Here is a 26,384-nt window from a genome sequence, read left to right on the forward strand (position 1 = left end):
ATCCATATAGCGCTTTCATTTCTTTACACGAAAATGAAGAACTGGAAAGGATGTGCTGCTTATGTAAATATAAATCCGCTAGATTAGTAAACTTATATTCTTAAAGTTGTACAAAGCATCAAGAAAAACTCAGTTATTCTTATTATTATAAATTCCCGCTAGTAAAGTCTTTCTACTTAATGATTTCCTTATTAAGCGCGTACATACAGGTATAGAAAATGCAGCTATTCGTCTTTTATTTTATTAGTGAAGAATTTATAGCACTGCCGCACCATACGTTTTTCATTAATGCAGCCTAAGGAGGCGCAGCACATGGCAAATAGAATATCACGAACAACAATCGTACTCATAGCGGCTATTCTAGCTCTAGCCTGCTTATTTGTAGGCGTTCCAAAAACAGAAGCTGCTTCAACACCATCTCATTTAATTATCATTAACAAAGCAACAAATAAACTGGCTTATTACCAAAATGGTTCACTTGTCCGAACGTTTTCAGTCGCAACAGGACGCACGCAGTCTCTTACACCAGAAGGGCATTTCAAAGTAGTGAATAAAATTGTCAATCGCCCTTATTACTCAGGGAACATTCCTGGTGGAGACCCTAGAAATCCTCTTGGCAACCGCTGGCTGGGTCTAAATGCAAGAGGTACATACGGCACAACGTATGCTATTCATGGAAATAATAATCCTGCTTCCATTGGCAAATATGTAAGCAGCGGATGCGTTCGTATGTACGATGAAGAAGTGGCATGGTTATTTAGTAAAGTGACCGTCGGTACACCGGTTGTGATTACAACTTCTTCTAAATCATTTAATGACATTGCAGCAGCAAACGGGTACAACGTTTCTGGAAACTCAGGTTCTACTCCAGCTCCTTCTACAGGAACTGTTTTAAAGAAAGGCAGTAAAGGAAATGCAGTTAAGGAACTTCAGAAGAAGCTAACTTCACTTGGCTATAACACAAAAGGTACGGACGGTGTGTTCGGTGCCAATACAGATTCAGCTGTGCGTAAGTTCCAAAAAGACCACGGCTTAACGGCTGACGGTATTGTCGGGCCAGCGACGTATAAAGCTTTAGGAAACCCTGGAACCAACCCGACACCAACAAATCCAACAAATCCGACAAATCCACCAGCAGATACAACAATTAACACAAAACAAACGCTTAAAAAAGGAAGCAAAGGCAGCAATGTTCAAGCTCTTCAAAAGAAATTAACGGCGCTTGGCTATGATACAAAAGGCACGGACGGTATTTTCGGCGCCAATACTGAAGCTGCTGTGCGTAAGTTTCAAAAAGACAATAAGCTAGCAGTGGACGGCATTGCCGGACCTAATACGTTAACTGCTATTTCTAAACGCTAATAGAGCCTGAAATCAGGCTCTGTTTTTTTATTTATAAACCTCTTTTTACAGGGACTCCTTAATGAACCATTACCCCGTCTTTCTTTTCTACCACATACTTAATCAATTGATAAACGGTTCTCATAAGAATTTGCTGCTGATAGATATCGTTTTTGGCAGGAATTACACTTTCTATTACCCTGCTATATTTATAAGGCTGATCGTCTTCTTTTTCTTTATAAAGAGCTAGCCAGTCCTTACGGGGATTTTTAAGCAGCTGTTCGTTAAAATAGGAATAAACGACGGTTGCGAACTCACCTGCCAACTCTTGAATAACCTGCTGTCGGTCGGTGACCGAATGATAAGTACTTGACCATCCGGACGGCTGACTTAAAAAATGCTCATACACAGATGAAATAACGGCGGACGCAATAGCTGGTACCGGTCCTTCATTCTCTCCTAAGGAAATGTTTAAACACGTTTCTCTGTCCATATAAGGAATGTTCAGCGACTCCATTGCTTCATAAAAAGCCTGCGAGACAGTCAAGTTTAAATAAATAGGATGCAGCTCTTGCTGCTTTTTTCTCGTTTCTGATACTAAAGCTGTCTTTAAGTCTTTATACAGAAAGTGACTCTCTTCGGATTCTTCGTGTACACATTCTAAAATAGACGTATTCCCTACTGTTAAATAGTAATGAAGCTGCTTTCTCATAAGAGGTGAAACGCTTTTAAGCGCACCATCTATAATTTTAGCCATGGCATGTTTTTTAGCATAACCCGTACGGCAGCTTGGAGAGGTAAGCAAATCTCCGTGTGTAACACAAACGTTTACCTTAGCACCGTGCCCATGTACGATGAGCTGCTGAAGAAATTGAATATCTAATTCTTTAAGCCCATGATGTACGTATAAAATAGAAGCTGCTTGTTTAAAAGAATCGTGGATGGTGCCCGTATATTCAACAGATGGATGCTCGCAAATCGCTACCCCTTTTTTAAAAGAAAAAGGGCCGAAAACTTCAATTCTACGAAACAATGGATAAATAAGGCGTCCGTTATTTTCTTCTTCTTCATTTGTTAGCGGATCAAAGAAAGACAGCTCTTTTGCTGTGAGACGGCAGGATATTGGCCAGTCGTCTTCTCCTATTTTCCACGTTCCTTCCTTGTATTCTCTCAACCGAGATTCAATTGCCAGAAGCATTTGCTCAGTGATCTTCCTACATTCAAGCCGCTTATGCCATACCTCTGCAAAATCTCTTCCTTCTTGATCAACAGCGTCTTTTACTATTCCACTTTCTCGTTTAATTGCATCTACAAATTGTTTGAATGAACTATTTTCGTCGCTCATTCTTAAAGGAACATCATCATTAAAATAACGGGCTTTGTATGGGATATCTCCCAAAAGAGCGCGCAGATTAAAAGAGGAATCTCCGTGTAATAATTCAAAGACCAAGTCATAATCCGTGCCTCCTTCAGCATACACTTCAGCGCTTCTTAGTAGGATTTTCTCCAATTGCCTTTGCACTTCACTTCGCGTAAAAAAAGAGACGGCAGCTTCATAGTGTTGAGAATCCTTCACCTTATACGTAGCAGAATAAGCTCCTTTACTGCCTATTCCTAGAAAGCCGCACTCCTTTTTTATACCAAGAAGCTGGCGGATTAAAGATGTTTTGCCGCTTCCTTGTTCTCCTATTACATGAATGTACTCATACTCGCTGTCAATTTGTTCGCTTGTCTTTTTTTCAATATCGTTATAAAAAGCATTCACTACTCGTTCATCATACCTTGCTTTTGCTCTTCCTTTTGCAGTACTTGTCCAAAAATCCTGGACTCTCAGCAGTTCATTCATCTCTTCAACCAACATGTCAATTTCATCGTGTTGCTCTGTATACATAAACCGTTTAACAAACGGGTGCGATCTTCCTCTTTCATCTTTTTTAAACGGATGCTGAAACATAATTGACCAGCCTTTTCGCGTAGGAGACTGACAGGCTTTTGCACGAAAAACTTTCATTCATTTCCCCTTCTTTCCCTAACATTGTCCTATTTGAAATGTATGGATTTTAAAGGGGGGATATGTCTATCATTTTCCTCTTTTTAGAAGGATTTTTCCTGCATTTATCGAAGTAATTAATTGAGGTGATGGGAGAATGTTGACAAAAATTGTGAAATGCAGCATACCGACTGATAAAAAAGCATCTTTTTCATATACGCAACAGCATTGGGCTGCTCTTGCACACGTGAATGGTTTCATTGGCCAATTAGGGGGTTGGAACGTGGAAGATGAAACAGATGCTTGTATTCTAGCTCTGTGGGAAGATGGAACAACTTATCAAGAATTCATGAAGCATACTCATGATTCTATTTTTTATAAAAGCAAGCAGGATCAAACATATACGAATTTGGACGTTTCAACATCAGATCCGTCCTACTTCATCGGAGCACGCTACAATTATTATAGAAGCAGCGCCATTGAAAGCCGTTATTTAGTAAAGACGGAAATTGAAGTCGATTTTTACGACAAAGAAGATATTCATGAGATGGTAAAAAGCTTGATAAATCCTTCTTATCGCTGTTTATCTCACGTTGTATCACCAATCGAGCATAGCAAGCTTGTCATTTTTTCATTATACGGATCTGCTTGTCCACAAAAAACAATTGATACCTTCGTTCATCCAAATGTACTGAACGCGTCTCAATACATATACCAATTAGAGAAAAATTGGAACGTTCTTTCCAATTAAAAAATAGAAGCCTAGGCCCGACGCCAAAGCTTCTATTTTTTTATGATATGAACCTCTTGATTCTGTACGGTAATGACTTCCTCCGTCATTCCTACAAACAAACCGCTTTCTACTACGCCTGGAATCATTGTAAGCTGTTTTTCCAGCAAAGCAGGATTTTCAATTTCTGAAAAATGGCAGTCTAGAATATAATTTCCGTTATCGGTGATAAACGGCGTATGATCATCTAAAAGCCTAAGCTGCGGTACACAACCTGCACTGCGAATATGCTTCGCCGTCATTTCCCAGCCAAAACGTATAACTTCAACAGGAAGAGGAAAAGCTCCTAGCGTCTTCACTATTTTCTTAGAATCCGCAATCACGATAAATCGCTTCGCTGCGTACGCAATCATTTTTTCTCGAAGCAGCGCGCCTCCTCCTCCTTTAATTAAAGAAAGCTCGCTATCCACTTCATCCGCTCCGTCAATTGCTATATCAATATATTCAACATCCGCTAAGGTAACAATAGGAATACCTAGTTTCCTTGCCAGTTCTTCTGTTTTTTGAGAAGTAGGAACCGCTTTGATGTTTAATCCATTTTTTACTCGTTCACCTAGTTTGACAATTGTATAATAAGCTGTTGAACCTGTTCCTAGCCCTACAATCATTCCATCTTCAACAAATTGTGCTGCTTTTTCACCAACTGCTTGTTTTTCAATCATACGAAGGCCTCCTTACTCATATTGTACCCGTTTACATAAAAAAGCAAAAGCATTATGAATCCTTACGAAAAAACTCAGCTGACTATTCAGCTGAGTTTTTTTGAAACTGTGTATTTAGAAGAATTTTTTCTACCCAATACTGCTGTTTTGTACTGTTTGTCTGTTCGCTGCTTTTTAGTTCAAACGTATAGTAAATATACCTGCTTGAATAATCATCATTCACATAAGCATGATAAATGCTATGCTTTCCATCTCTTGTTTGTTTTTTCACATAAATCGTTGCATTTTTACCTTTTAACATGTAATCAGGCTGAAACGCATCCATTTTTTTTTGAGCTGCTTTGCTTTTTTTCTTAGAAAATAAAGCCGTTATTTTCCCAGCATTGTATGAATCATTTTCCTTCGTTGATGCTGTCCATACTTCACTTTCATCTTCACTGCTTTTATAAGAAGATTTATGAATAACATACTGAAGCGGAAACCACATGCTATATTGATTGGTATCCGAAGTAAATAATTCAAATCCATTGTCTGTTTGTTCATGATCGACCAAAAACGTACTCGTAAACTTATCTGCCTGGGCTTCACTTTTAAATTTCCCGCTTTGAAACAGCCAAATTCCTACGGCAATGACCAATGCTCCAGCTACTGATGCGGCTTTTTTTCGATCCATTGTTTCCACACACCTTTTAATACCCCTTTAACTTTCGATAATACCATATTCATGTTTACATCGTCATAAGGAGAAATAACCAAAGGATTATCAAAGCGCACATGCTAATTTAACTAGAGAAAATAAACTTTTTTACAATAGTAAATTTGATAACAAGCGCTGAGCTAACAGCCGGTTTGCTTTGCCCGGCTCTATCGTATACGTTATTAATTCCTGCTCGCAAAATGATTAGACCGAATTCACCCACATACATTGTGCAAAAAATGTACTCAACAAAAAAAGAAGTGCTGTATGCACTTCTTTTAGGGGTTAATCTTTAGTCGACTGTTCCTTTGCTTCTGCAATGGCTTTTTTTAAATGTCCGTCATGTTTAGCAAGCAACCGGTGCACTTCATCACCTTCTATAGAAGTAAGAAGCGCAAGGATAGCGGCTTTTGGCGTTTTGTATGTTTGTAAACTTTCGGCTGCCTCTTCTGATGAGACGCCTGTTAGTTCTGCAATAATATTTTTGGCACGCTGGACGAGTTTATCATTAGTCGGCTGTACGTCTACCATTAGATTGCTGTAGACTTTACCAATTTGAATCATAGAAGCCGTCGTCAGCATATTAAGAACAAGCTTTTGAGCAGTTCCGGCTTTCATTCTGGTAGAACCTGTTACAACTTCCGGGCCTGATTCTGCTACTATTGCGTAGTTTGCTTCTTGTTCCATAGCTGATTGAGGAGAATTTACAACGCAGCCCGTTACTGCCCCCAGGCTGTTTGCATACGCAAGCGCTGAGAGTGTATAAGGCGTTCTTCCACTTGCAGCTATACCTACAAGAATATCTTTATTTGATAAATTAATCGCTTTCAAATCTTCTATCGCTTGTTTCTTATTATCTTCTGCTCCTTCTAACGCGTGCCGGAGCGCCTTGTCTCCCCCGGCTATGATCCCAATTACTTGTTCGGCAGGTGTACCGAATGTTGGTACACATTCAGATGCATCTAACACGCCTAGCCGCCCGCTTGTACCTGCTCCGATATAAATCAAACGTCCTCCTTGTTTAAAAGCACTGACAATTTCATCTACTAACAGAGCAATAACAGGCAGTACCTTATTGATTGCCTGAGGCACTTGGTGATCTTCTTCATTAATTTTTTTTACAATTTCCAGGCTTGATAATTCATCAATGTTTAACGTTTGCGGATTGCGTTTTTCTGTTAAGATATGATTTAAGTTCACTGTGATCCCCTGCCTTTTCCACGATCATTTTTTCTCTATTGATACTCTTTCATGAACAGCTGATAAGCTCCTTTAGCAGATGATACTCGCTGTGTTGCCCACTGGATATGCTTTATTTCTTTTTCACATGTTTTTTTATAAACATCAAACACTTCTGGAACTTCCATTAAAATGCTGCCTTTGCATGCCAGCAAGCAGCTCCCTTCAAACCGCTGTTTCTTATACAAATGAAGAGTCATGTTTGCAAGGTTCTTTCCAGCCCGTTGAAGAATATCACTTGCTTCTTGTTTATAATTTCTCGCTTGATTTACAACAAGCGGAGTGAGTGAAGCAACTTCTGATTTAGGAGATGAATAGACAAACTTTTTTATGTCGTGTATGGTGTCTGCTTTTACATGTTGCAAGATTGTCTGACTAAGGCTGCTGTACGGACGGTTTTGATCATGCTCTTTCGTCAGCAATATCAGTGCTTGAAGACCAATCCAATATCCGCTTCCTTCATCTCCAAGAAGGTGTCCCCACCCTCCACCGTATTCATACACTCCATATTTTTTACCAATGCTGACAGCTCCAGTTCCTGCAATGGTTAAAATCCCTTCTTTTCCATGCAGTAGTGCTTCATGTGCAATCATGGCGTCATCATATAAACCTACTTCTACTTGATAACGATTATAAAAATATCTTTTTATTTCTTCTTTGGATAATGATTTACTTCCAGCAAGTCCTAGTGAAATGCCTTTACATGTATGACCAGCAAGCTCAGTTTTGCACGCCATAATACATTCATCAATATGAGTAATAGCCGTGTTGTAATTAATGAGTAAATTGCCGTAACCGCTTTTTGAAGCAGCGAGCTGTTGGCCGTCTAAGCTGTACACAACGGCTTCTGTTTTTGTTCCCCCGCCGTCAATACCAATAATATAGTCCATTTCATCACCGCTCACAAAAAGCAAATTTATCCCATGGCTGCAGTTCATTTAATAAGAAAATTTCCTCTTCCGCAATGCGGCCTACTACGTTTGTTTTACCTGAGTTCTCCATGTCTAACAGCGCAATTTGCAGCTCTCCTTTGTACTGACCGTAGAGTTCATTTTCTATTAAAATATCGCCTCTTCGAATGGAAGGAGTATGCGTAGGCTTGAATTCTTCTTTTTTATATTTTACTCGGCTTTGCGTAGAGCGAATTAAATAATCCGATACGTCTCCGCGGTAAAAATGAAACTCTTCCAGCACAATTTTTTTCTCAAGCTCGGTAATCGTATCATACAGGTTCACATTAAAGGTAAAGCGCTCTTGCTGAACAACATCACGCAGCGCCTTCATTTCTTCTTCCGATGCATAAGCATTCGCAATGATTGCACAATCAATTAATCCCGTTTTAAAAAGATGCTTAGCCTGCACGTCGATCGGAAGCGTGCGATGCATTTCAAGCGTACAAAGCCCTTCAGTAACAGGCCACGGTCCAAAAGTAGCGCTTGGTGAATTAATAAACGCTGCTGTTTCAAGGTTATGTTCTTTAAACAACGCTGAACACTTCATAAAGTGATCATACGACAATCCCGCATATCGATGAGGATAGAAGTTGTGCGACCCCAATAGCTGTTTTCGATTCGGCTGGTAACTTAAAATATTATCAACATACTTTGTTGCATTACTCATATTAATTTCAATTTTTAAGCCGTATGGATTAAAGGTCATAATGGACTCTTCATTTCCCGTATAGCCTAGATCAAGACGAATAGCATAAGCCCCTAATTCTTGAAAAAAAGATAGATCATCATAAGAAATGCCAAGCGCTCCAAATACGCGAGGAGCGATATCCACTACTACTTCCATCTCTAGCTCATTGGCAAACTCAATGATTTCTTTAAAATTTGCCATTACTTTTTTCTGATCGCCTTCAACAGAAAGCAAGCACGTAAAAATGCGGGTAAATCCGTATTGATGCGCAAGTGCTATATACGCTTTATCTTTTTCCACAGTCGAATGTTCCGGATAAATCGCAATACCTAGCTTTTTCATTGATTTTCGCCTTCTTTTTTAAATTTTTTAATAAGCTTAATCATATGTTCAATTAATTTTTGCTCTGAAATAGCCGTCATTAAATGATCTTGTGCGTGAATTAAAAGCAGCGACTTTTCAATTGTTTTTCCGTTCAATTCACGTTGAATAAGCGCAGTTTGCGTTTTATGAGCATGACTGAGCTCTTCTTGAGACTGCTTTAAAAGTTCGTCAGCTTTATTAAAATCATAATCTTCAGCTGCTTCTAACGCTTCATATGCCAGTGACCTAGCATTTCCTCCGTATGCAATAAGTTCAAAAATTTCATTTTCCATATTTGCTGCTTCTGTCATTTCTTCCATCCCCTTTTTTATAGTGGTGCAGGCGTAATGTTTCCTAATATTACAGGAGACAAAGCACCAGTTGCACTTGGTACATTGCTTGGATAACCTGCAAGTGTTTCATTTGCGAGCACCGCAAAAGCTACGGCTTCTTTTGCTTCTGAAGACATCCCTATTTCTTCTTGTGTATACACACTGCAGCGCTTCCCTAGCTTGGCTTTAATCATATTCATCAGCGTATTGTTATAACTTCCGCCTCCTCCAATAATCACTTCGTCAATAGAATAGGCAGGAAAAATAAATGTTTCATAGTGATGTACAATGGATGATGCCGTGAACATGGTAATCGTAGCTAGCAAATCTTCTTTTTTATGGTTGCTATATTTCTCTAGCAGTCTCCTTGTGTACTGTGTACCGAACAGCTCTCTTCCCGTCGATTTAGGAGGAGAAAGATTCATGTAATCATGGTTCATACAGTCTTCTAAAAGCTCTGAAATAATAGTTCCTCCAGCTGCTAAACACCCATTTTCATCAAATGAAACATGAAAAAGCTGCTGACACGCTTCATCTATCATCATATTTCCCGGCCCCGTATCAAAAGCTACTACGGGTATAGGAGAGTGTTTTGGCGGAATCAACGTTACATTCCCAATACCTCCAATGTTTTGAAGCAGCCTTGTACGGTCAGCGTGGCTGTACAAAATTCGTTCGGTGTGAGGAACTAACGGAGCACCTTGCCCGCCCGCTGCCATGTCCATCACTCTGAAGTTTGCCACTACCTTCGTTTTAGTTTCATAGGCAATAACAGCGGGCTCTCCAATTTGGAGTGTAGACATCGCTGTATTTCCTGAAGCATACGGCTGATGGTAAATGGTTTGACCATGCGATCCGATGACATCTACTTGTTCAAGAGAAAACCCGGCTTTTTGGCACACTCTTTTCACTGCATCTGCAAACGCGTAGCCAAGTTTAAAATTTAAGCTGCAGATCAGCTGTACATTTGAATGTTCGAGAGAAAGCGCCTGTTCAATTTCTTTTTTTAACGGCGGTGAAAACGGCATGGTAATGAACTGAAGAAGTTTAACTTTACTTTCATAGCCGCTTCCTTCAATCTCCACAAGAGCTGCATCAATTCCGTCCAGTGACGTTCCCGACATAAGTCCAACAGCATACATACTATGCTTTCACTTCCTTAAAAAAAGCGGGTAAATACTTGCGATGAGCTTGAAGCAGTTCATCTAACACCGCCTTAGCCAGTTCGTCACTTGGAACAAGCGGATTAATCGTAAGTGCAACCAGTGCTTTTTCGTAAGATCCTGTAACCGCAGCTTCTGCTCCTACTCGTTCAAACGATTTAATTTGCTGTACCAGTCCATTCACTTCTACCGGAAGTTCACCGACAGTGAGTGGTACTGGTCCTTGCTTTGTTACAACACAGTTTACTTCAACCGCAGATTCGTTTGGAAGTGAGGAAATAGCGCCATTGTTTCTTACATTTAATGTTTGGATATCACCTTTATCGTTATAAATGGATGAAATTAAATTACATGCGGCATCGCTGTAGTAAGCGCCTCCTCGTTTTTCTAGCTGCGGAGGCTTAGTTTCTAGATTTGGATTTTTGTAGAGTTCAAAAAGCTCTCCTTCCAGTACTTTGACCACTTCAGCGCGCGTAGTACCTGACTGAAAGGCCACAAGCTCTTCTTCTAATATTTCTTTTGTTTTGTAGTAATAACGGTGATAAGGACATAAAATCACGCCAAGAGCTTCCAAAAAGTCTGGTTGCCATGGAATAGGAGCTATGTTTCTCATTGTTACTTGGGACTTTGGATCACTTAAACGCTGAATGACTTCTTGCTTTACTTCCTTTCCTTTTGCATACACGTGCAGCCCATATACCAAGTGATTTAACCCTGCAAATTCAATGTGAACATCTTCTTTTTCGATTTGAAGCAAGCTGGCGATTGAGTTTGTCATATGTACAGGCAGGTTACAGACTCCTACTACTTTAGAATGCTTTCCGTAGCGAAGCAGCGCCTCCGTTACCATGCCAGCAGGATTTGTAAAATTAATAAGCCAGGCGTTTGGACAAATTTCGTGTATTTCCTCGGCAATTTTCAACAAAACCGGGATTGTTCGCAAGCCCTTAAATAACCCTCCTGCCCCGTTTGTCTCTTGACCAATCATTCCGTACTTAAGAGGAATACGTTCATCATGAATACGCGCATCAAGCTGGCCTACTCTAAGCTGTGTCGTTACAAAATCAGCATTCATTAACGCTTTTTTTCGATCAAGCGTTAAATGAATTTCCATATCAACACCTGCTTTTTTGACCATTCTTCTAGCAAGTGCTCCTACAATTTCAAGCTTCTCTTTTCCTTCTTCAACATCTACAAGCCATAGCTCTCGAATTGGAAGCTCATTATATCGTTTAATAAACCCTTCGACCAATTCCGGTGTATAGCTTGATCCTCCCCCTATTGTCACTACTTTCATTTTTTGACCCTCCTTGTTAAAAAACGGCTAAATATGTAACGGCTGTGCACCCTGCCCCGAGCAAAACAAAGCGTATACAAACAGCGGTTTTAGATAAAGCTGCTGTTGAAAGCCGAATAGAAATAAATGTTGTAAGCAAAGCTGCTGACAGACTTGTAATGCCAAATAAACTATGCTGTGCTGACAAACCAGCATACTGCAGCAGAGGTGTAAAAATAACGTTACAAAGAACCATGGTTAATAGAAATAAAAACACTGTTTTATAACGAAACCGAACAAACATTGACCCTCACTCCTATTAAAGAGATAGAAGCCAAACAAGTTGGCTTCTCTTTCTTTACATTTGAACTGAACTATCGGATGGTGTAACCGTTGCTTCATCGCTTTTTTCCATTTCAACCATTTTTCGGTCGTACATTTTAAAGAACGGAAGATAAATGACAACAGAAATAGCAATATTGATAACGACTAGCACAACCGCCCGCCAGTCTCCTCCGGTTGATAGATAAGCTCCGATTGGCGCCGGTAGCGTCCAAGGAACCATTACGTAGGTTGGAGTAATAAGACCTGTCGCCGTTGCTGCATACGAAATAATCGTTGTAATAATTGGGATGATGATAAATGGAATAATTAAAATAGGATTTAAGACAATTGGCAGACCGAAAATAATTGGTTCATTAATGTTAAAAACCGCTGGAATAAAAGATGTTCTAGAAAGCGCTTTCGAATACTTAGATTTTGAGAAAAACAGCATCGCTAAAACAAGGCCCAGCGTTGCTCCAGATCCTCCAATCCACACAAACCACTGAAAGAACGTTTCAGGTGCAATATACGGAAGTGTGGAAGCTCCGTCTGCCACCGCTTCAGCATTTTTCGCTAAGTACACTTCCCATACAGGCCGTGCCACTGTCCCAACAACAGAAACGCCGTGTATTCCAAATGACCAGAAAAACGTAATTAAGAAAACCGGTATTAACACTCCTGCTAAACTATCTCCGGCTTCCACAAGCGGAGCAACTAGTTTATCAACTAAATGGTGAAGATCGATACCTAAAACAATCGTAATAATCGTCATAAGTACAACAACAATCGCAACCGGTATTAGTGCTTCGAAAGACCTCGATACCGAAGGCGGCACTTGTTCCGGCATTTTAATGGTGACATTTTTTGCTTTACAAAACCTGAGAATCTCGACCGATAAAATCGATACAATCATCGTTACAAATAAACCGTGACCTCCCAGATTGGCCATTGGAAGCATAAACCCTTCTTCTTCAATCAGCTTTGGAGTCAGCGTAAGAAGTAGTGCAGCTACTGCAATTTGTGCTCCTGACAGCGGATCGAGATTATAGCTTTTGGACAAGTTATACCCTATCCCAAAGGCTATATATAAAGACATAATAAACATCGTTACTCGATACGGTATTAAAATGTTGGCGCTGTTGTCAGCTGCCCATTTCGCAATTGTGCTATCTTGAGGCACAGGCGGAAATGCTAGAATCAAGAAAAAACTTCCGATAATGATAAACGGCAAAGCGGAAATAACACCATCACGAATGGCTTGAAGATGCCGCTGTTCTGATAACCTGGCCATGGGTCCCGATAAATTGTTCTCTAAAAACGACACAAATTTGCTCATATACCCTTTCCCCCTCTATATTCTCCCCTTGTGTAATAAATCCCCTATTTATTTAAAAAGCAGGAATACACCTGCTTTCTTCAGCTAACGAGCTGTTGAACCGTTTTATAAAGCGTCGGACCTCCAAGCGGCGTATAAGCCTGCGGCGGAATGGGCCCGCATGGAACAGAAGCTTTATCCGCTTCCGCTTTCACTGCGTTAAACCGGTGACGAATCTGCGGTGCAACCATTACAACGTCCCAGCCCTTTTGAATTTCCTCTGCCACTTCATTTGTCCCAATTGCCAGCACTTCCATATCCGTTCCGTGCTTTTGTGCTTCCGTTTTTAATGCTTTTACCACAATTGAACTTGACATTCCTCCAGAACATACAAACAATACCTTCATTTTCTCGTTTCCCCCTACCTCTTTATTTTTTGAATTACATTATGTGTATCGATTATGCGTTCAAACACTTGATTGCCTTTTTGAATACATAACCGTATAAACATCGCATCTACAATGGCTAACTGAGCAATACGAGCGCTCATCGTTCCAATTCGAATATGCTGCTCTTCTACTGAAATAGTCAGCAGAATATCAGCTAATCTAGAAGCTGGCGATGAGCCGTGCTGCGTTAGCAAAATAACCGCTGCTCCTTTATCTTTGGCTATTTGCATCAGTTCCACCACTTCTTTTGTTTGACCAGAAGTTGATACTACAAACAGCACATCATCTTTTGTCATATTCGTAGCCATCACCATTTGAACATGACTGTCTAATGAAAACAGCGCTGAAATATCAATTCGAAGCAGTTTATACTGAGCATCTAGTGCAACCACTGATGACCCTCCTGCTCCGTATAAAAACACTCGTTTCGCTCCATGAATAGCTTCCGCAGCTGCATCAATTGCAGAAGAGCTCACTAATCGACTTGTGTTCATCAGTGCGCTCATACTTTTGCTCATGACTTTTTCAAGCACAGCTTCGGTATCGTCTTCAAAATTAACCGGAAGATTCGGCAGCTGCTCGTTATTCACCTTATGGGCATCTTTTGCTAATTCAATCTTTAATTCTTTAAAACTATTGATCCCTACACGCTGACAAAAGCGGATAATCGTAGCTTCGCTGCACTGACACTGCTTAGCTAGCTGTTTGGTCGTTAAGTTCAACGTGGTCGTAGGATTTTCTAACACGTAATCAGCTACTCTTCCTTCAGCAGGACTGTAATGATTCATTTGTGCATCGATTAAAGTAAGTACGGAAAATTGGCGCATGAATTCCTCCATCGTTAAGTAACGTATTTCTAAAATATTCTTTAAATTACCATTATTATATTTTTTCTGAAGTTTAATTTCAATATTTTTCTGATATTTTTAAAACTTTATTTTATTTTTCAGAATATTTTATTAAAATCTATTGTGAATATAACGACCGCATGCTATATTATGAAAGAAATTTTATCTCAACCAAAAAAAGAAGGAGGAACGAACATGCATATTAAAAAATGGGTTGGAGGCATCTTGTTTTTACTGCTGTTTTGTTCGAGCACATTACCTGCTAAAGCAGACGTACCTACTACGTATCAAAAACGGGAGCTTCGAGCGGCTTGGATTGCAAGCGTATACAATATTGACTGGCCTTCTCAGCCTGGTCTTCCGGTTGAGCAGCAAAAAAAAGAGTTTACCTATTTGCTAGATGAAGTACAAAAGATGGGAATGAATGCTGTGGTCGTTCAAATTAAACCTACCGCTGATTCCTTTTATCCGTCGAAATATGGCCCGTGGTCAGAATATTTAACGGGTACACAAGGTAAAGATCCCGGCTACGATCCTCTAGCTTTTATGGTGGAGGAAGCACATAAGCGCAACTTAGAATTCCACGCATGGTTTAACCCTTACCGCATTACCATGAATCATACTGATTTAAACAAACTTGCCGATAATCATCCTGCCAAACAACATCCTGATTGGGTCGTCTCCTATGGAAAACAACTCTACTACAACCCAGGTATTCCTGAAGTAAAAAATTTTATTATTGAAGAAGTGCTCGAAGTCGTAAGAAACTATGATATTGATGCTGTTCATATGGATGACTATTTTTATCCTTACAAAATTGCAGGTCAAACGTTTCCAGATCAAAAAACGTATCAAACCTACGGTGCTCAAACGTTTTCGAATATTGAAGACTGGCGCCGAGACAATGTTAATCAGCTTGTTCGAGATTTAAATACGGCTATTAAAAAAACAAAATCACACGTGAAGTTTGGCATCAGTCCGTTCGGCGTGTGGAGAAACATCGCTAATGATCCAACTGGCTCTGAGACGACTGCTGGACAAACAAACTACGATGATTTGTATGCTGATACGCGTACGTGGATTCAAAATGGATATATTGATTACATCACTCCGCAAATTTATTGGAATATTGGATTTGAACCCGCTGCTTACGATACGCTGCTCAACTGGTGGAGAGATGAAGTTCGCGGAAAGCCAGTTCACCTTTATATTGGACAAGCTGCTTATAAAATTAATAACAACGCGGTGGAAGCATGGTCTGATCCCGATGAGTATCCAAGGCAAATTGCTCTGAATCATCAATTTCCAGAAGTACACGGGAGCATGCATTTTAGCCTGAAAGATTTGAACCGAAACCCGCTAGGAATAAAAGATAAGCTGCAAAACGATATTTATAAACATCCTGCTCTTATTCCGGCAATGCCTTGGCTTGATGATACGGCTCCAAAAGCACCAAAATTAAAAAACGCGGGCCCTCATACAAAAGAAGCGGCGTTTGAAATTCGAGATCATCAGCAGAATGATTCCGCCTATTATGCCATTTATCGCTTCCAAGGCAATAAACGAGGTGACATCAACAACGCAGAAAACTTACTGACAACCGTTCGGAAAACAGGAGAAACACAATTATTTGTAGATCAAAGCGCACTCAAAAATCAAACGTACACATATGTTGTAACCTCTGTTGACCGTTTGCATAACGAAAGTGATGTTTCCCGTACGCTTACTGTAAAAGCACCTCATTAAAAAAGGTTCTATAACAAAATGTATGGTAGGATAAAGAAATCAAATGATGCTTTATCAAGCCATTCTGTTATAGAAAGTAGTGAAAAAAGATGGAACCAAACTATGATCGTGCCTTTGGCGTATATGGAATTTGTATGCGAGATGACAAGCTGCTTGTTATTCGAAAAAATAGAGGGCCGTATATTCATCGCTTTGATTTGCCAGGCGGACAGCTAGAGCACGGCGAAACATTAACAGATGCGATGAAAAGAGAATTTAGTGAAGAAACTGGCTTTGAAATTACTATTATTTCTCAAGCCGGTACAACGGATTTTCAGTATCCCTGTAAGTGGAAAGAATTTACCCATGTACATCACATTGCTGTTTTTTATTACGTAGACATTGCCGGCGGTGAGCTTCTTTCCAACCCCGTCCAGTTTGAAGGACAAGATTCTTTGGAAGCATTGTGGATCGCACCGCAAGATCTTAACATCGATAATGCTTCTCCTCTTGTTCTAAAAGCAGTGGAATCTTTAAGCTTATTATCATGGCCTTATGAATCTCAGATTTATGATGAGTGGGAACTTAAAACCTCCGAATGATGATAGTGACTAAACAGTACTTCTAAATATCGCAGGCTTAGCTTCTGTTTAGGCCAAAATCAGAAAATATGTTTAATTTCTTTCTAACGGTGGAATAGACAAGTAACACTACTTAATCACTAATAGAAAGGAAGATTATAATGAGTAAAGGTTTAGGAGATAAAGTTAAAGGAAATGTATCAAAAGCTAAAGGTGAAGTAAAAGATCAAGTCGGAAATGCAACGAATAACCGCGATCTTCAGCGTGAAGGAAAAGCTGAGAAAGCAAAAGGAAATGCTCAAAAAGCAGTAGGCGAAACAAAAGATACATTTAGCAATAAATAAAAAAGGACGAGCTTAATGCTCGTTCTTTTTTTATTTAATAAGCTGATTTAAGCTTTTAATGATTACGTTTGGCTGCAACTCTTTATGCTCAGCTACATTTCCTTTTCGGTTAACCCAAGCCGTTGCGAACCCGTAGTTTTTAGCACCGGCAATATCCCATGTATTCGATGACAGAAACAATACTTCTTCTCTTTTTGCATTCATTTTATTTTTTGCATAATGATAGCTTGCCATTGTAGGCTTGTACTGTTTGATTTCGTCTATGGAAATAACGTCTTCAAATAAATGATTCATATTGTGATAAGAAACAAGCGGATCAATCATATGCTTAGGACCATTCGTAAAAATAGCCAGACGATATCCTTTTTCTTTTAAATAGGCGAGCACCTCTTTGACCTCATCGTAGACATTCAGCTTCATGTAAGCACTCATCAGCATTTTTTCTTCATGTTCCGTTAAATCAATATCATTTGCTTCTGCTGCATATTTCAGGGATTGATTTGTTAATGTATAAAAGTCAACGTATCGTCCCATCAGCTGATATTGCATTGCATATTCAATTTGCTTCAAACGCCATAAATGGCTAATACTTTCTCCTCGTTCCGGATACAGCTTATCACACGTTTCAATAACGGTATGTACATCAAACAGTGTTCCATATGCATCAAATAAAATCGTTTTAAATTTCATCTGTGTTCGCCTCCTTCTTTCATTTTACCCACTCGTAAAAAAACATAACGTTTTTTCTGTTAAAAAAGAGGCATATTACCAGCTGAATTATGCTCATTTCTTATGAAGATAAAAAAACAGCAGGCTCTCCTACTGTTTATAATCCCACACGACTTTCCATTCTCCTTTTTCACGAACAGCATACACTTTCTGCACCAAATCAAAGTTTCCATATTTCCCTTTATACGTTTGGATAACGGTCATTTCGTAAACAACAGGAAACGCTTTACGATCATTTTCCATCTTCCAGCTCTTTCTTTTTTCAACATCTTCAATGGAATACGTAAAAGTGTCTACTCCGAAATGATTGAGAAATACGTGTGCTCGATCTTGTATGTATGCACCTTTTGTCCACTTCTTTTTCATGGACGAATGAAAAAGGTTCCATGATTCCGAAAAGTTCCCTTCCTGTTCTAGCGTATAAAATTCTTTTACAGCAGATTTGGCTTGATGACTCGGAGAAAAGAATGTAAATTGAAACATCCAAATTCCCAGCGCAATCAAAGCAAGAAACACAGCTACTCCTAAACTTCGCTTCAAAAGCAGTGTTTTTTTTCGATACAAGTAAAAAGCCCCTTTATCAAAAATGCAGTATACAACAGCTTATTCGATATCAGGGCTTTTTAGTATTGCCGAACTAAACTTATCGGACATATCCTCAAAAAAGAGATTGAGACATAACTACACACATGAAATCTACGTTCACCTTAACCATAAAAGATCCGAACAATTCACCGTTCAGATCTTCCTTCAACTAAACTACGTTTGTCCCAGCCTCTTTCTGCGCTATACAATGTGAAAAGCCATTTGCATGGCTGCTAAAAAGCCCACGAACACAAGGCCCGTCACGAGACCCTCTTTCCAATCTGGCCGGTCTCCTCGAACAAATTTAGCAATATCATACGATAGCATGGCTGCTAAAAAAATCGTTAAAACAATATACAGCGGCTCCATCTTCTATCACCCACTATTTCTTTTCTTCAGTGTAACAACTTTTTCATAAGTATGCATGTAAAAAAAGCAGCTTAAAATTCTTGACGAATGTGTGAAATTTCTCTTTTTTATGCATAAACTACTTAAAAGCGTGAAAGGAAGATGCCCTTTGTCTGCTTTTAATCCTCAGCAATTTAGCGTCACATACCGGCAAGGAAGCACGCCCACCTTTCCTTTTATTGGGCGTCGCTATACGCTCACCCATTCTGAACAAACAGACGATTTATTTCTTTGGATCGACGAAAAGTTTGCTGTTGATCAATTAAATGAACAGCGAAATGAGCTTTTTGCCGAATGGCTCCACAAAGACGGTGTTGATACGCTGTATGTATACGTATTTATTGGAAATGAACACACGGAAAAGTCTGTTCAAGCCATACGGTATGCTATTTTCAAACAAGAAATGCCTTACTTACTAAAAGCATTGCGCTACGGTGATGCCACGTTTTTCAACGCTCACCCTGCTTTAGATCGTTCCCCCATTTACGTACATTTTCATTCCAGTGACAAAGAATTTCATTCCATTCGATATTTTCAAACGCCTTCTCACTATGCCTAAGCATATGAGAAGGGATCTTTACTTCGTTAATCTCCTGTTTTCCAAACTCCATTTCTTCTAGGGTCTCCCGCCCCTTCCATTTGTTTATCTTGAAAATTAATGGTTAACGCTTGGATACCTCCATAAAAGACGTCGCTTTCCTTTGTTTCTATCCGAAACGCAGAAGGGATATTTTTTGTATCTAAATCAGGCTCTATATAAATAGTCGAATCGTCAAAAATAAATCGCGGTTCATTTACAGCTTCTTGAAGCGGTTCATTTCCTTCAAGATTTTTAGAAAGTACCTGAGTTAAAATTTGAGGAATCCGTGTTCCGCCAGGAGAACCTATTCCCATCGCCCACTCGCCTTTTTCTCTTATAATAGTTGGAGCTGTAAAGGTTCTTGCTCTTTTTCCTGGCTCACGATTATTCGGTTCTTTGCTTCCAAACGTATCAGCATTGTTATTAAGAAAAAAACCGTCAACTTGTTCGCCTGTACCAAAGAAGTTACTTAACGTATTGGTTGTTGATACGACGGTTCCTTCTGAATCAATAACTACAAAATGTGTTGTACTTTCGTGTTCTTCATCCCCTTCACCTGAAGAACTTGTCGGGTGATTGACCAGGTTTGTTATATAATCATCACTAACTAACTCACTTGAGTTTTGATTATGAAAGTCAGGATCGCCGATTTGTTTTAACCGGTCGGAGTAAGCTGCTTTTTTAATTCTGTTCATCGTTTCGTAATAGTCTTTGTCAGGCATTGTTTCAAGATTTTCTTTCTCTGCCATTTTTAACATTTGAATCAGTGTAATCCCGGAAAAAGGCGGAGGCGCTGAAATCACTTCCGTTCCATTGTAAGCAGAAACGACAGGCTTGGTTTCTGTCACTTGATAGGAAGATAGGTCTTTTTTAGAAATAGGCGTTGCATCAGCAAGATCTTGTGCCAAATCTCCTTTATAAAATGCAGATGCACCTTCTCGCTGAATCTTAATTAACGTTTTAGCCAACACTGGCTGGGACAGCGTTTCTCCTTCTTCGATTGCTTCTCCCTTCGGATAAAAAGCAGATAGATCATCCACATCCATCCTTCCTCTAGAATAATACAATCGCGAAGATAAAAGAGAGTCTACTTCAAACCCTTTTTCAGCGTATTCAACGGCCGGCTGAATTAAATCACTCATTGATTTTGTGCCATACTTCTGCTGAATATATTCCATGCCAGCCACAAATCCCGGCACGCCGTTTTTACCGCTCATAGAAGTTGGAGCGGTTTCCCGGTAATCGATAAAGGTAGCAGGCTGATCTTTTTTGGCAATCAGCATACCTCCACCTCCGCCAATTCCGGATCCAAAAGGTTCGACTACATTGAGGGCATACGAAATAGCAATGGCCGCATCTACTGCATTCCCGCCTTCTTTTAATACGTCCATCCCTACATTTGCTGCCAGAGAATTCGATGAACTCACACCATAAGAATGATCATTATTTTTTTTAAGCAGCTTTTTAGGACTAAGATCTGTAGATTGAGTCATAAAAAAAGCGGCTATAACCCCGATTAACAACAAAACAGCAACAATATTAAATAACAGTAATTTTTTATTCACACATTCCCCTCCATTTTTACTCATATGTATATTTTGTGAAGCGCTTTCATTTTTATCCATAAATTAAATTGCACACAAAAAAGACATCGCCCCGGACGATGCCTTTTTATTACTATATATGTTTTATTTCCCAGAAGCTGCTGCAGCATCATTTACTGCATCTGTAGCAGCAGATTTTGTTTGTTCAATCATTTTTACGTTATTTTCGATTTTTTGCTGTTCATCTGTTGAAAGAGTTGCCGGATGTTTTAAAGCTCCAAGTCCTGCTACTACTCCTGCTACAATAGCAATTGGTCCTACAATCCCTACGATACGTTTTGCGATCATTTTCTATTCCTCCAATTAAATTAGTCTGTACTTTTTTCCCATAAACCGTGGCGGCGCGGATCAGCGTCACCTTGAATTTTATTTTTCTTTAAGTCTTTCACAAGAGCTTGAACGCCTCCGTAAAACATCGCGTTATCATTGTTTTTTAAGTCATAGCCGTACGTTTTTAAACCATCTTTAGTTGACTGTTTAAGCTTAGCTTCTGAATAAAACTTATGAGAATCAAAAATCACACGCTTGTTTTCTACTGCCTTTTTAATGGAATCTTTGTCCTCAAAATAATCCCCAATTACTTGCGTTAACACTTGCGGAATACGATTTCCTCCCGGTGTGCCAATCGACATTACCCATTCATCACCTTCACGAATAATGGTAGGGGCTGTAAATGTTCTTGGACGCTTACCAGGTTCACGCTTGTTAATTCCTTGTCCAAACGTATTGAGCGTATTATTCAAAAAGAATCCATCTACATATTCACCGCTGCCGAAGAAATTACTCAGCGTATTCGTTGTCGATACAACGGTTCCGTCACCGTCCATCACAACAAAATGAGTGGTACTTTCATGTTCTTCGACGTCGCTTACTTTGGTGTGATCTGTTTCAGTATTATTTAATTTATTACGAAGTAAATGCACGTAGTGATCGTCGATCCAATCATTTGGCGTTTCTTTTATAAAAGCCGGATCGGCAATTTTCTTCAAGCGGTCTTGATAAGCTACTTTTGAAATTTGACCAAGAAAATGATAATAAAGACTAGGATGCGATTCCTTCAGCTTCCAAATATCTTCTTGATCCGTCATTTTTAACATTTGAATGAGCGTAGCACCAGCAAAAGGAGGAGGTGCTGAAATAATTTGATGACCTTTATAATTAGTTGATAGAGGTTTGCGCTCAACAGGCGCATACTTTCGCAAGTCTTTGTGACTTACTTTCGTTTCTTCTGTAATATCGTCTGCAATTTTCCCTCTATAAAAAGCATTTGGCCCTTCTTCCTTAATCTTTTGCAGCGTGTTCGCTAATTCATGCTGTTTGACAATTTCACCTGTGTTAATGGCGTCTTTATCTGGGTAAAAGCTAGGAATTTCATCTTCATTCACATTACCTTTGTATGAAACCAGCCTATCGTGCAAATCTTTGTCCACTTTGTACCCCTTCTCGGCATAGTTAATGGCCGGGTCGATTAGTTTGCTCATCGACAGAGATCCGTAGTGGTGCTGAATATAATCCATACCAGCGACGAACCCTGGTACGCCAATCTCATCTTCTTTATCATTCTTAGGTGCAATTTCTCGGTAGTCAATAAATGTTGGAGAGGCATCTGCTGGATCAATCAGCATTCCGCCGCCTCCCCCAAGTCCTGATCCGTACGGTTCCACAACACCAAGCGTGTAGGAAATGGCAATAGCTGCATCAACTGCTGTACCGCCTTGTTTAAGAATTTCCATACCTACTTTTGTGGCGCGAGGATCTGAAGTACTTACTGCATATTCTTGTTTTGGAAACATAAATTGATAAACACATACACCTACTATGAGTGAAAAGATGACAATGGAAACAATAATCGTATTACGTTTATTTATCATCTTTTACCTCCTCTGTGTATGACGGGCTATTAGTTAGCTTGTGCTTCTTTCTTTTTGCGCTCCTCTGCATGTTTTATAATGCGAGAATGATCTAAGTTTAATTCAAACTTGTTTCGTTCTTTTTCTAACAGTTCAGGGTTTGAAGAAAACTTGTTTAAATCGTTATAAATACGCTTCATGCGCCAAGGGTTATCCGTTGGAGTTGGTGTACCTGCTTTAATAACCATTGGAATAACATCAATTTTAGCTTGGCCCTGCTTGTTTAAATGATACTGAACCATCGCTGTATTTTTCGTACTTGACCACCCTTGGTCAAAGATAAAGTTTCCTAGGCTATAGAAAATAACCGAACCTTTATATACGTCATATGACTGTAGAACGTGCGGATGGTGACCGATGATAATGTCCGCACCAGCGTCTACCATCGCTTTTGCTAGTCCTTCTTGACGAGGACTTGGCTGTGCATCGTATTCTTCACCCCAGTGGGCATTTACTACAACTAAATCAGCATTTGCTTTCGCTTGCTGGATCGTGCTGAAAATAAGATCCGGATCTGCTTTTAAAATACCTGGGTTGTTTTTTCCAGCGGACATTCCGTCTGAATGTACATCCGTAAACCCTACGGTTGCAATGCGGATGCCGTCAGCATCTTTATATGAAATATGCTTTGCTTCTTCAGAGTTACGGCCAGCACCAACAAAATCTAATTTGTTTGCTTCAAAAGTAGAGATCGTATCTTCTAACCCTTTTGCACTGTAGTCCATTGAATGGTTGTTCGCTAAGTTTAATACGTCGAAACCTGCATTTTTAACGGTCGCTAGATCAGCAGGCTTACTATATAAATGAATACCTTTTTCCATTGCTTTATATGAATCTACGTCGTTTGTTAAAATCGGCGTTTCGTAGTTCCCGCTTACGTAATCCGAATTTTTAAAGAACGGCTCCACGTTGCGGAATACAAAATCTTCTCCGTAGCGTTCAGTTACTTCTCTTACATGGCGACCCATCATAATGTCTCCGACCATAGTCATCGTTAAATCATTATTGGCCTCTGGATTAGCCGTCTCAGGGTTTTCAAGAGCGTCCGAACGCTCCATCCATCCTGAAAGAGCTAAAATTACGATTAAAATTGGCGTTAAGATAAGAGCTTGCTTGCCCGTTGTAGGCTTTGTTTTCTTTATAAACATCAATACTTTTTCTTGAAAGTTTAATTTTTTCTCTTTCAACGCTTTCACCTTCCTTTACCAGCTGCGGTTTGTTTGTGTATTAAAATAAATAATAAACTTGCATAATTCCAAATGTTACACCACTTAATAAAACCGTTGTTCCAACTGTTAAAGGAAGACCTTGCTTTTGCATTGTATTTGCAATTAAGCCCGGTACAATGATACCAATTCCGCGTAATTCAAACACTTCAAACGGCAAGATCGGGAAGAAATAATCAAATGCAACTTTAATCACAATACCCGTAATTAACATCGCTGTAAATTTGCGACGTCCATATAAAATAACTACTTTTGAGATTCCGTACACGACGATAACATACGTTAAAATACTAATTAAGAAAATCATTAAAATGGTAATTGGCTGATCAAATACAAGAGCTAAATACCCCGGTACGATAAGACCGGCTGGCAATACGCCCGTTTTTTCTGTAAAAATTAAGCTTAATGTAACCCCTAACACAAGGGCAATATATAAATCTGATCCGAACATGAAATGGCCTCCTAGATTAAACTGCTTTTCTCATCTTTTTCATTTCAATAATAGCTTCAACAAGCGGCTCGGCTGAACCGTGGATATTTCCGACACCGTATACGATACGATCTTTTAAATAAGGCTTCATGCGCTCTAAAATTTCTTCTGTAGAAGCGCCTTCCATATCCCAGAATTCTTTTGTTGGCAATTCGCCTCTTTGGTGTGCAGCAGCGATTGGTGAGGTCGTCTGACCAATTGCAATCATTACATCCGCTTCAATGTACGGCATTACATCTTCAGCAAATTGCTCGGTGCGATCTACACGGTCCGGACGGCAGTTCATAATGACAATAGGAAGCTTTTCACTATAGTTCATTGAATCTACACGTTCCCAAATACGAAGCGTGGAAGAAGCGTCGTTGGCAGCAAATCCATTCACTAAAAATGCTGGATTTTTTTCATCGCCAAACGTTGTAATTCTCATAGCTCCTGGGTCAGGCTGGGCATTTAACATTCCTCTCATCGCTGTTTCAGCATCGATGCCAAGTGCTTCTGCTACTGCTAAACCGATGGAAGCATTATCAGGGAAAACCATATAATCAAATTCACGTAAATACGCTTCAGATACTTTATCATTGTCAGCTACAATAACCTTTGTGTTGCGCTCTGCGGCTATTTTTTTATAATATTCCAAATATGGACCTTCAATTGTAACAAGGTGGCCATCATAAGGAATAGTAGCAGTGAACGCTTGAGCAACTTCATCTAGAGTTGGACCCATTACATCCATGTGATCTTCTAGTACGTTTACAATAACGCCTACCTTGGCTTGAATCAGCTGATTTTGGAATGTGATTTGATAATCAGGCTGTACCGCCATACATTCACAAATAAGAGCTTCCGCGCCAATATCGGCAACTTCATTTACCACTCGTCGCTGTTCTCCAATGTTCGGACCTTCTTTACGACGAATAATTGGTTCTTCTTCACTTGTATGCCAGTAGATCATACGCGCTTGTGTTCCTGTCGTTTTCCCTACTGTTTTGTAACCTGCTTCTTTTACAATACCTGTAATCAATCGTGTAACGGTGGATTTTCCGCGAATACCATTAACATTCACTCGTACAGGAATTGAATGCAGCTTGCGTAAATGTCTGCGATACTCCCAAACGCCATACCCTACTAAAAATAGGCAGCATAGGATAATTAAGATCATGTTTCATTCTTCTCCTTCCAAACTTCTCCTGTTGGATACGTTATGAATGCTTTTGATTCATAATGATAGATATACGATTTCATAGTTTCACTCCCTTTATATATGTATGGGAGCTAATCAATTAACAGCGCTAGCATGCTGCTAAAACACCTGCTTTGAAAAATGGACTCGAGTACCAATTTCAACAGCTCTAAAACTATCATCTGCGCTCATTAGTGGTCAATAGCTCAAATGTTATATATTCTTACAATTCCGATTGTCTATTTACAGAATTAAAAACTCATCGTTTTATTTAAAATTTACAGAATAGGTCTAAAGTTTATTTACCTAGAAAAATCCCATTGATACCTTTTTTTACCATAACAACAGGAATATTTTATACATCACTCTTACAATTAACACACGGAAATATTACGTAATTAAAAATTTCTTAACTTTAGAAAACGTTTTGTAATATAAAGGTGGAATAAAAAATAGTTTATCCCATTAATTCCTTTTTATGGATATACCAATTGAATTTGTCTAACAACCGTACTTGTGAGGATGATAGATAGATATAAAAGTAAAAAAAATACATTTATTTATCATTTTCTGCTTACATTTAACTTACTTA

Annotated in this window: 28 protein-coding genes; 6 read left to right on the forward strand and 22 right to left on the reverse strand. The window is 39.4% G+C overall.

Translation table 11 applies throughout. From position 1 onward, the window contains the following. Positions 1–312 precede the first annotated feature (312 nt). Positions 313–1,362, forward strand: coding sequence for a L,D-transpeptidase family protein (locus ACXAE4_RS22665; RefSeq protein ID WP_154989479.1), 1,050 nt, complete (start codon positions 313–315; stop codon positions 1,360–1,362). Positions 1,363–1,420: 58 nt separating this feature from the next. On the opposite strand, the gene ACXAE4_RS22670 is transcribed toward ACXAE4_RS22665, so the two are convergent. Then, positions 1,421–3,352, reverse strand: a complete 1,932-nt coding sequence (locus tag ACXAE4_RS22670) for a hypothetical protein (RefSeq protein ID WP_154989481.1) — start codon at positions 3,350–3,352, stop codon at positions 1,421–1,423. A gap of 136 nt (positions 3,353–3,488) precedes the next feature. Here ACXAE4_RS22670 and ACXAE4_RS22675 point away from each other — a divergent pair, with 136 nt between their 5' ends. Further along, positions 3,489–4,082, forward strand: coding sequence for a YdbC family protein (locus ACXAE4_RS22675; RefSeq protein ID WP_013055735.1), 594 nt, complete (start codon positions 3,489–3,491; stop codon positions 4,080–4,082). A 32-nt stretch (positions 4,083–4,114) separates the two neighbouring features. Here ACXAE4_RS22675 and rpiA read toward each other — a convergent pair whose 3' ends face one another. The 12 genes from rpiA to ACXAE4_RS22735 form a co-directional block, all read right to left on the reverse strand. Next, on the reverse strand, positions 4,115–4,783 hold the full coding sequence (gene rpiA / locus ACXAE4_RS22680; protein ID WP_033578214.1) for a ribose-5-phosphate isomerase RpiA: 669 nt from the start codon (positions 4,781–4,783) through the stop codon (positions 4,115–4,117). 82 nt (positions 4,784–4,865) lie between these two features. Further along, on the reverse strand, positions 4,866–5,456 hold the full coding sequence (locus tag ACXAE4_RS22685) for a hypothetical protein (protein ID WP_098113749.1): 591 nt from the start codon (positions 5,454–5,456) through the stop codon (positions 4,866–4,868). Between the two features lie 309 nt (positions 5,457–5,765). Then, complete coding sequence (gene murQ / locus ACXAE4_RS22690) at positions 5,766–6,680, reverse strand: N-acetylmuramic acid 6-phosphate etherase (protein ID WP_028412256.1); 915 nt, start codon at positions 6,678–6,680, stop codon at positions 5,766–5,768. 35 nt (positions 6,681–6,715) lie between these two features. Continuing rightward, positions 6,716–7,609, reverse strand: a complete 894-nt coding sequence (locus ACXAE4_RS22695) for a BadF/BadG/BcrA/BcrD ATPase family protein (RefSeq protein WP_154989483.1) — start codon at positions 7,607–7,609, stop codon at positions 6,716–6,718. A gap of 4 nt (positions 7,610–7,613) precedes the next feature. Continuing rightward, positions 7,614–8,702 carry a DUF871 domain-containing protein gene (locus tag ACXAE4_RS22700; RefSeq protein ID WP_098626058.1) on the reverse strand — a complete coding sequence of 363 codons (1,089 nt, stop codon included), beginning with the start codon at positions 8,700–8,702 and terminating at the stop codon, positions 7,614–7,616. Further along, on the reverse strand, positions 8,699–9,034 hold the full coding sequence (locus ACXAE4_RS22705) for a PTS lactose/cellobiose transporter subunit IIA (protein WP_013055725.1): 336 nt from the start codon (positions 9,032–9,034) through the stop codon (positions 8,699–8,701). Before ACXAE4_RS22705 ends, ACXAE4_RS22700 begins: the two co-directional genes overlap by 4 nt. Positions 9,035–9,051: 17 nt before the next feature. After that, entirely contained in the window at positions 9,052–10,197 is a 1,146-nt protein-coding gene (gene anmK / locus ACXAE4_RS22710) for an anhydro-N-acetylmuramic acid kinase AnmK (protein ID WP_063248237.1), read from the reverse strand. Between the two features lies 1 nt (position 10,198). After that, a complete protein-coding gene (locus ACXAE4_RS22715) occupies positions 10,199–11,515 on the reverse strand; it encodes a 6-phospho-beta-glucosidase (RefSeq protein WP_154989485.1) in 1,317 nt (438 codons plus the stop codon). A 16-nt stretch (positions 11,516–11,531) separates the two neighbouring features. Continuing rightward, positions 11,532–11,798, reverse strand: coding sequence for a hypothetical protein (locus tag ACXAE4_RS22720; protein ID WP_014461297.1), 267 nt, complete (start codon positions 11,796–11,798; stop codon positions 11,532–11,534). A gap of 54 nt (positions 11,799–11,852) precedes the next feature. Continuing rightward, a complete protein-coding gene (locus ACXAE4_RS22725) occupies positions 11,853–13,154 on the reverse strand; it encodes a PTS sugar transporter subunit IIC (protein ID WP_014461298.1) in 1,302 nt (433 codons plus the stop codon). A gap of 80 nt (positions 13,155–13,234) precedes the next feature. Then, positions 13,235–13,540 (reverse strand): PTS sugar transporter subunit IIB, encoded by a 306-nt coding sequence (locus tag ACXAE4_RS22730; protein ID WP_013082023.1) that lies wholly within the window; start codon positions 13,538–13,540, stop codon positions 13,235–13,237. A 14-nt stretch (positions 13,541–13,554) separates the two neighbouring features. After that, positions 13,555–14,409 carry a MurR/RpiR family transcriptional regulator gene (locus ACXAE4_RS22735; protein ID WP_014461299.1) on the reverse strand — a complete coding sequence of 285 codons (855 nt, stop codon included), beginning with the start codon at positions 14,407–14,409 and terminating at the stop codon, positions 13,555–13,557. A 216-nt stretch (positions 14,410–14,625) separates the two neighbouring features. Between ACXAE4_RS22735 and ACXAE4_RS22740 the strand changes: the two genes are divergently transcribed. The 3 genes from ACXAE4_RS22740 (at position 14,626) to ACXAE4_RS22750 (ending at position 17,080) form a co-directional block, all read left to right on the forward strand. Continuing rightward, complete coding sequence (locus tag ACXAE4_RS22740) at positions 14,626–16,176, forward strand: glycoside hydrolase family 10-like protein (RefSeq protein ID WP_154989487.1); 1,551 nt, start codon at positions 14,626–14,628, stop codon at positions 16,174–16,176. Positions 16,177–16,265: 89 nt separating this feature from the next. Beyond that, the gene (locus ACXAE4_RS22745; RefSeq protein ID WP_028412246.1) at positions 16,266–16,757 is read left to right on the forward strand and encodes an NUDIX hydrolase; all 492 of its coding nucleotides are present in this window, start codon (positions 16,266–16,268) and stop codon (positions 16,755–16,757) included. Positions 16,758–16,897: 140 nt separating this feature from the next. Further along, entirely contained in the window at positions 16,898–17,080 is a 183-nt protein-coding gene (locus ACXAE4_RS22750) for a CsbD family protein (protein WP_014461302.1), read from the forward strand. A gap of 30 nt (positions 17,081–17,110) precedes the next feature. On the opposite strand, the gene ACXAE4_RS22755 is transcribed toward ACXAE4_RS22750, so the two are convergent. The 3 genes from ACXAE4_RS22755 to ACXAE4_RS22765 all read right to left on the reverse strand — a co-directional run bounded on the left by ACXAE4_RS22755 (position 17,111) and on the right by ACXAE4_RS22765 (position 18,763). Continuing rightward, complete coding sequence (locus ACXAE4_RS22755) at positions 17,111–17,770, reverse strand: haloacid dehalogenase type II (protein ID WP_028412245.1); 660 nt, start codon at positions 17,768–17,770, stop codon at positions 17,111–17,113. A 129-nt stretch (positions 17,771–17,899) separates the two neighbouring features. Further along, a complete protein-coding gene (locus ACXAE4_RS22760; RefSeq protein WP_028412244.1) occupies positions 17,900–18,373 on the reverse strand; it encodes a hypothetical protein in 474 nt (157 codons plus the stop codon). A gap of 222 nt (positions 18,374–18,595) precedes the next feature. Further along, entirely contained in the window at positions 18,596–18,763 is a 168-nt protein-coding gene (locus ACXAE4_RS22765) for a hypothetical protein (RefSeq protein ID WP_014461305.1), read from the reverse strand. 148 nt (positions 18,764–18,911) lie between these two features. Here ACXAE4_RS22765 and ACXAE4_RS22770 point away from each other — a divergent pair, with 148 nt between their 5' ends. Further along, positions 18,912–19,361 (forward strand): staygreen family protein, encoded by a 450-nt coding sequence (locus ACXAE4_RS22770; RefSeq protein WP_028412243.1) that lies wholly within the window; start codon positions 18,912–18,914, stop codon positions 19,359–19,361. Between the two features lie 26 nt (positions 19,362–19,387). Here ACXAE4_RS22770 and ACXAE4_RS22775 read toward each other — a convergent pair whose 3' ends face one another. The 6 genes from ACXAE4_RS22775 to pgsB form a co-directional block, all read right to left on the reverse strand. Continuing rightward, a complete protein-coding gene (locus tag ACXAE4_RS22775) occupies positions 19,388–20,947 on the reverse strand; it encodes a gamma-glutamyltransferase family protein (RefSeq protein ID WP_154973452.1) in 1,560 nt (519 codons plus the stop codon). A gap of 123 nt (positions 20,948–21,070) precedes the next feature. Continuing rightward, positions 21,071–21,274 (reverse strand): CapE family protein, encoded by a 204-nt coding sequence (locus ACXAE4_RS22780; RefSeq protein ID WP_014461308.1) that lies wholly within the window; start codon positions 21,272–21,274, stop codon positions 21,071–21,073. A gap of 20 nt (positions 21,275–21,294) precedes the next feature. Then, positions 21,295–22,857 (reverse strand): gamma-glutamyltransferase family protein, encoded by a 1,563-nt coding sequence (locus tag ACXAE4_RS22785; RefSeq protein ID WP_028412241.1) that lies wholly within the window; start codon positions 22,855–22,857, stop codon positions 21,295–21,297. Positions 22,858–22,886: 29 nt separating this feature from the next. Continuing rightward, positions 22,887–24,083: a CapA family protein gene (locus ACXAE4_RS22790; RefSeq protein ID WP_028412240.1), complete on the reverse strand. Its 1,197-nt coding sequence runs from the start codon at positions 24,081–24,083 to the stop codon at positions 22,887–22,889. A 40-nt stretch (positions 24,084–24,123) separates the two neighbouring features. Next, positions 24,124–24,573 (reverse strand): poly-gamma-glutamate biosynthesis protein PgsC, encoded by a 450-nt coding sequence (pgsC, locus tag ACXAE4_RS22795; protein WP_013055707.1) that lies wholly within the window; start codon positions 24,571–24,573, stop codon positions 24,124–24,126. Between the two features lie 16 nt (positions 24,574–24,589). Next, a complete protein-coding gene (pgsB, locus tag ACXAE4_RS22800; protein ID WP_014461310.1) occupies positions 24,590–25,771 on the reverse strand; it encodes a poly-gamma-glutamate synthase PgsB in 1,182 nt (393 codons plus the stop codon). Positions 25,772–26,384 lie beyond the last annotated feature (613 nt).

It is taken from the genome of Priestia sp. ABM2_011 (assembly GCF_056158845.1).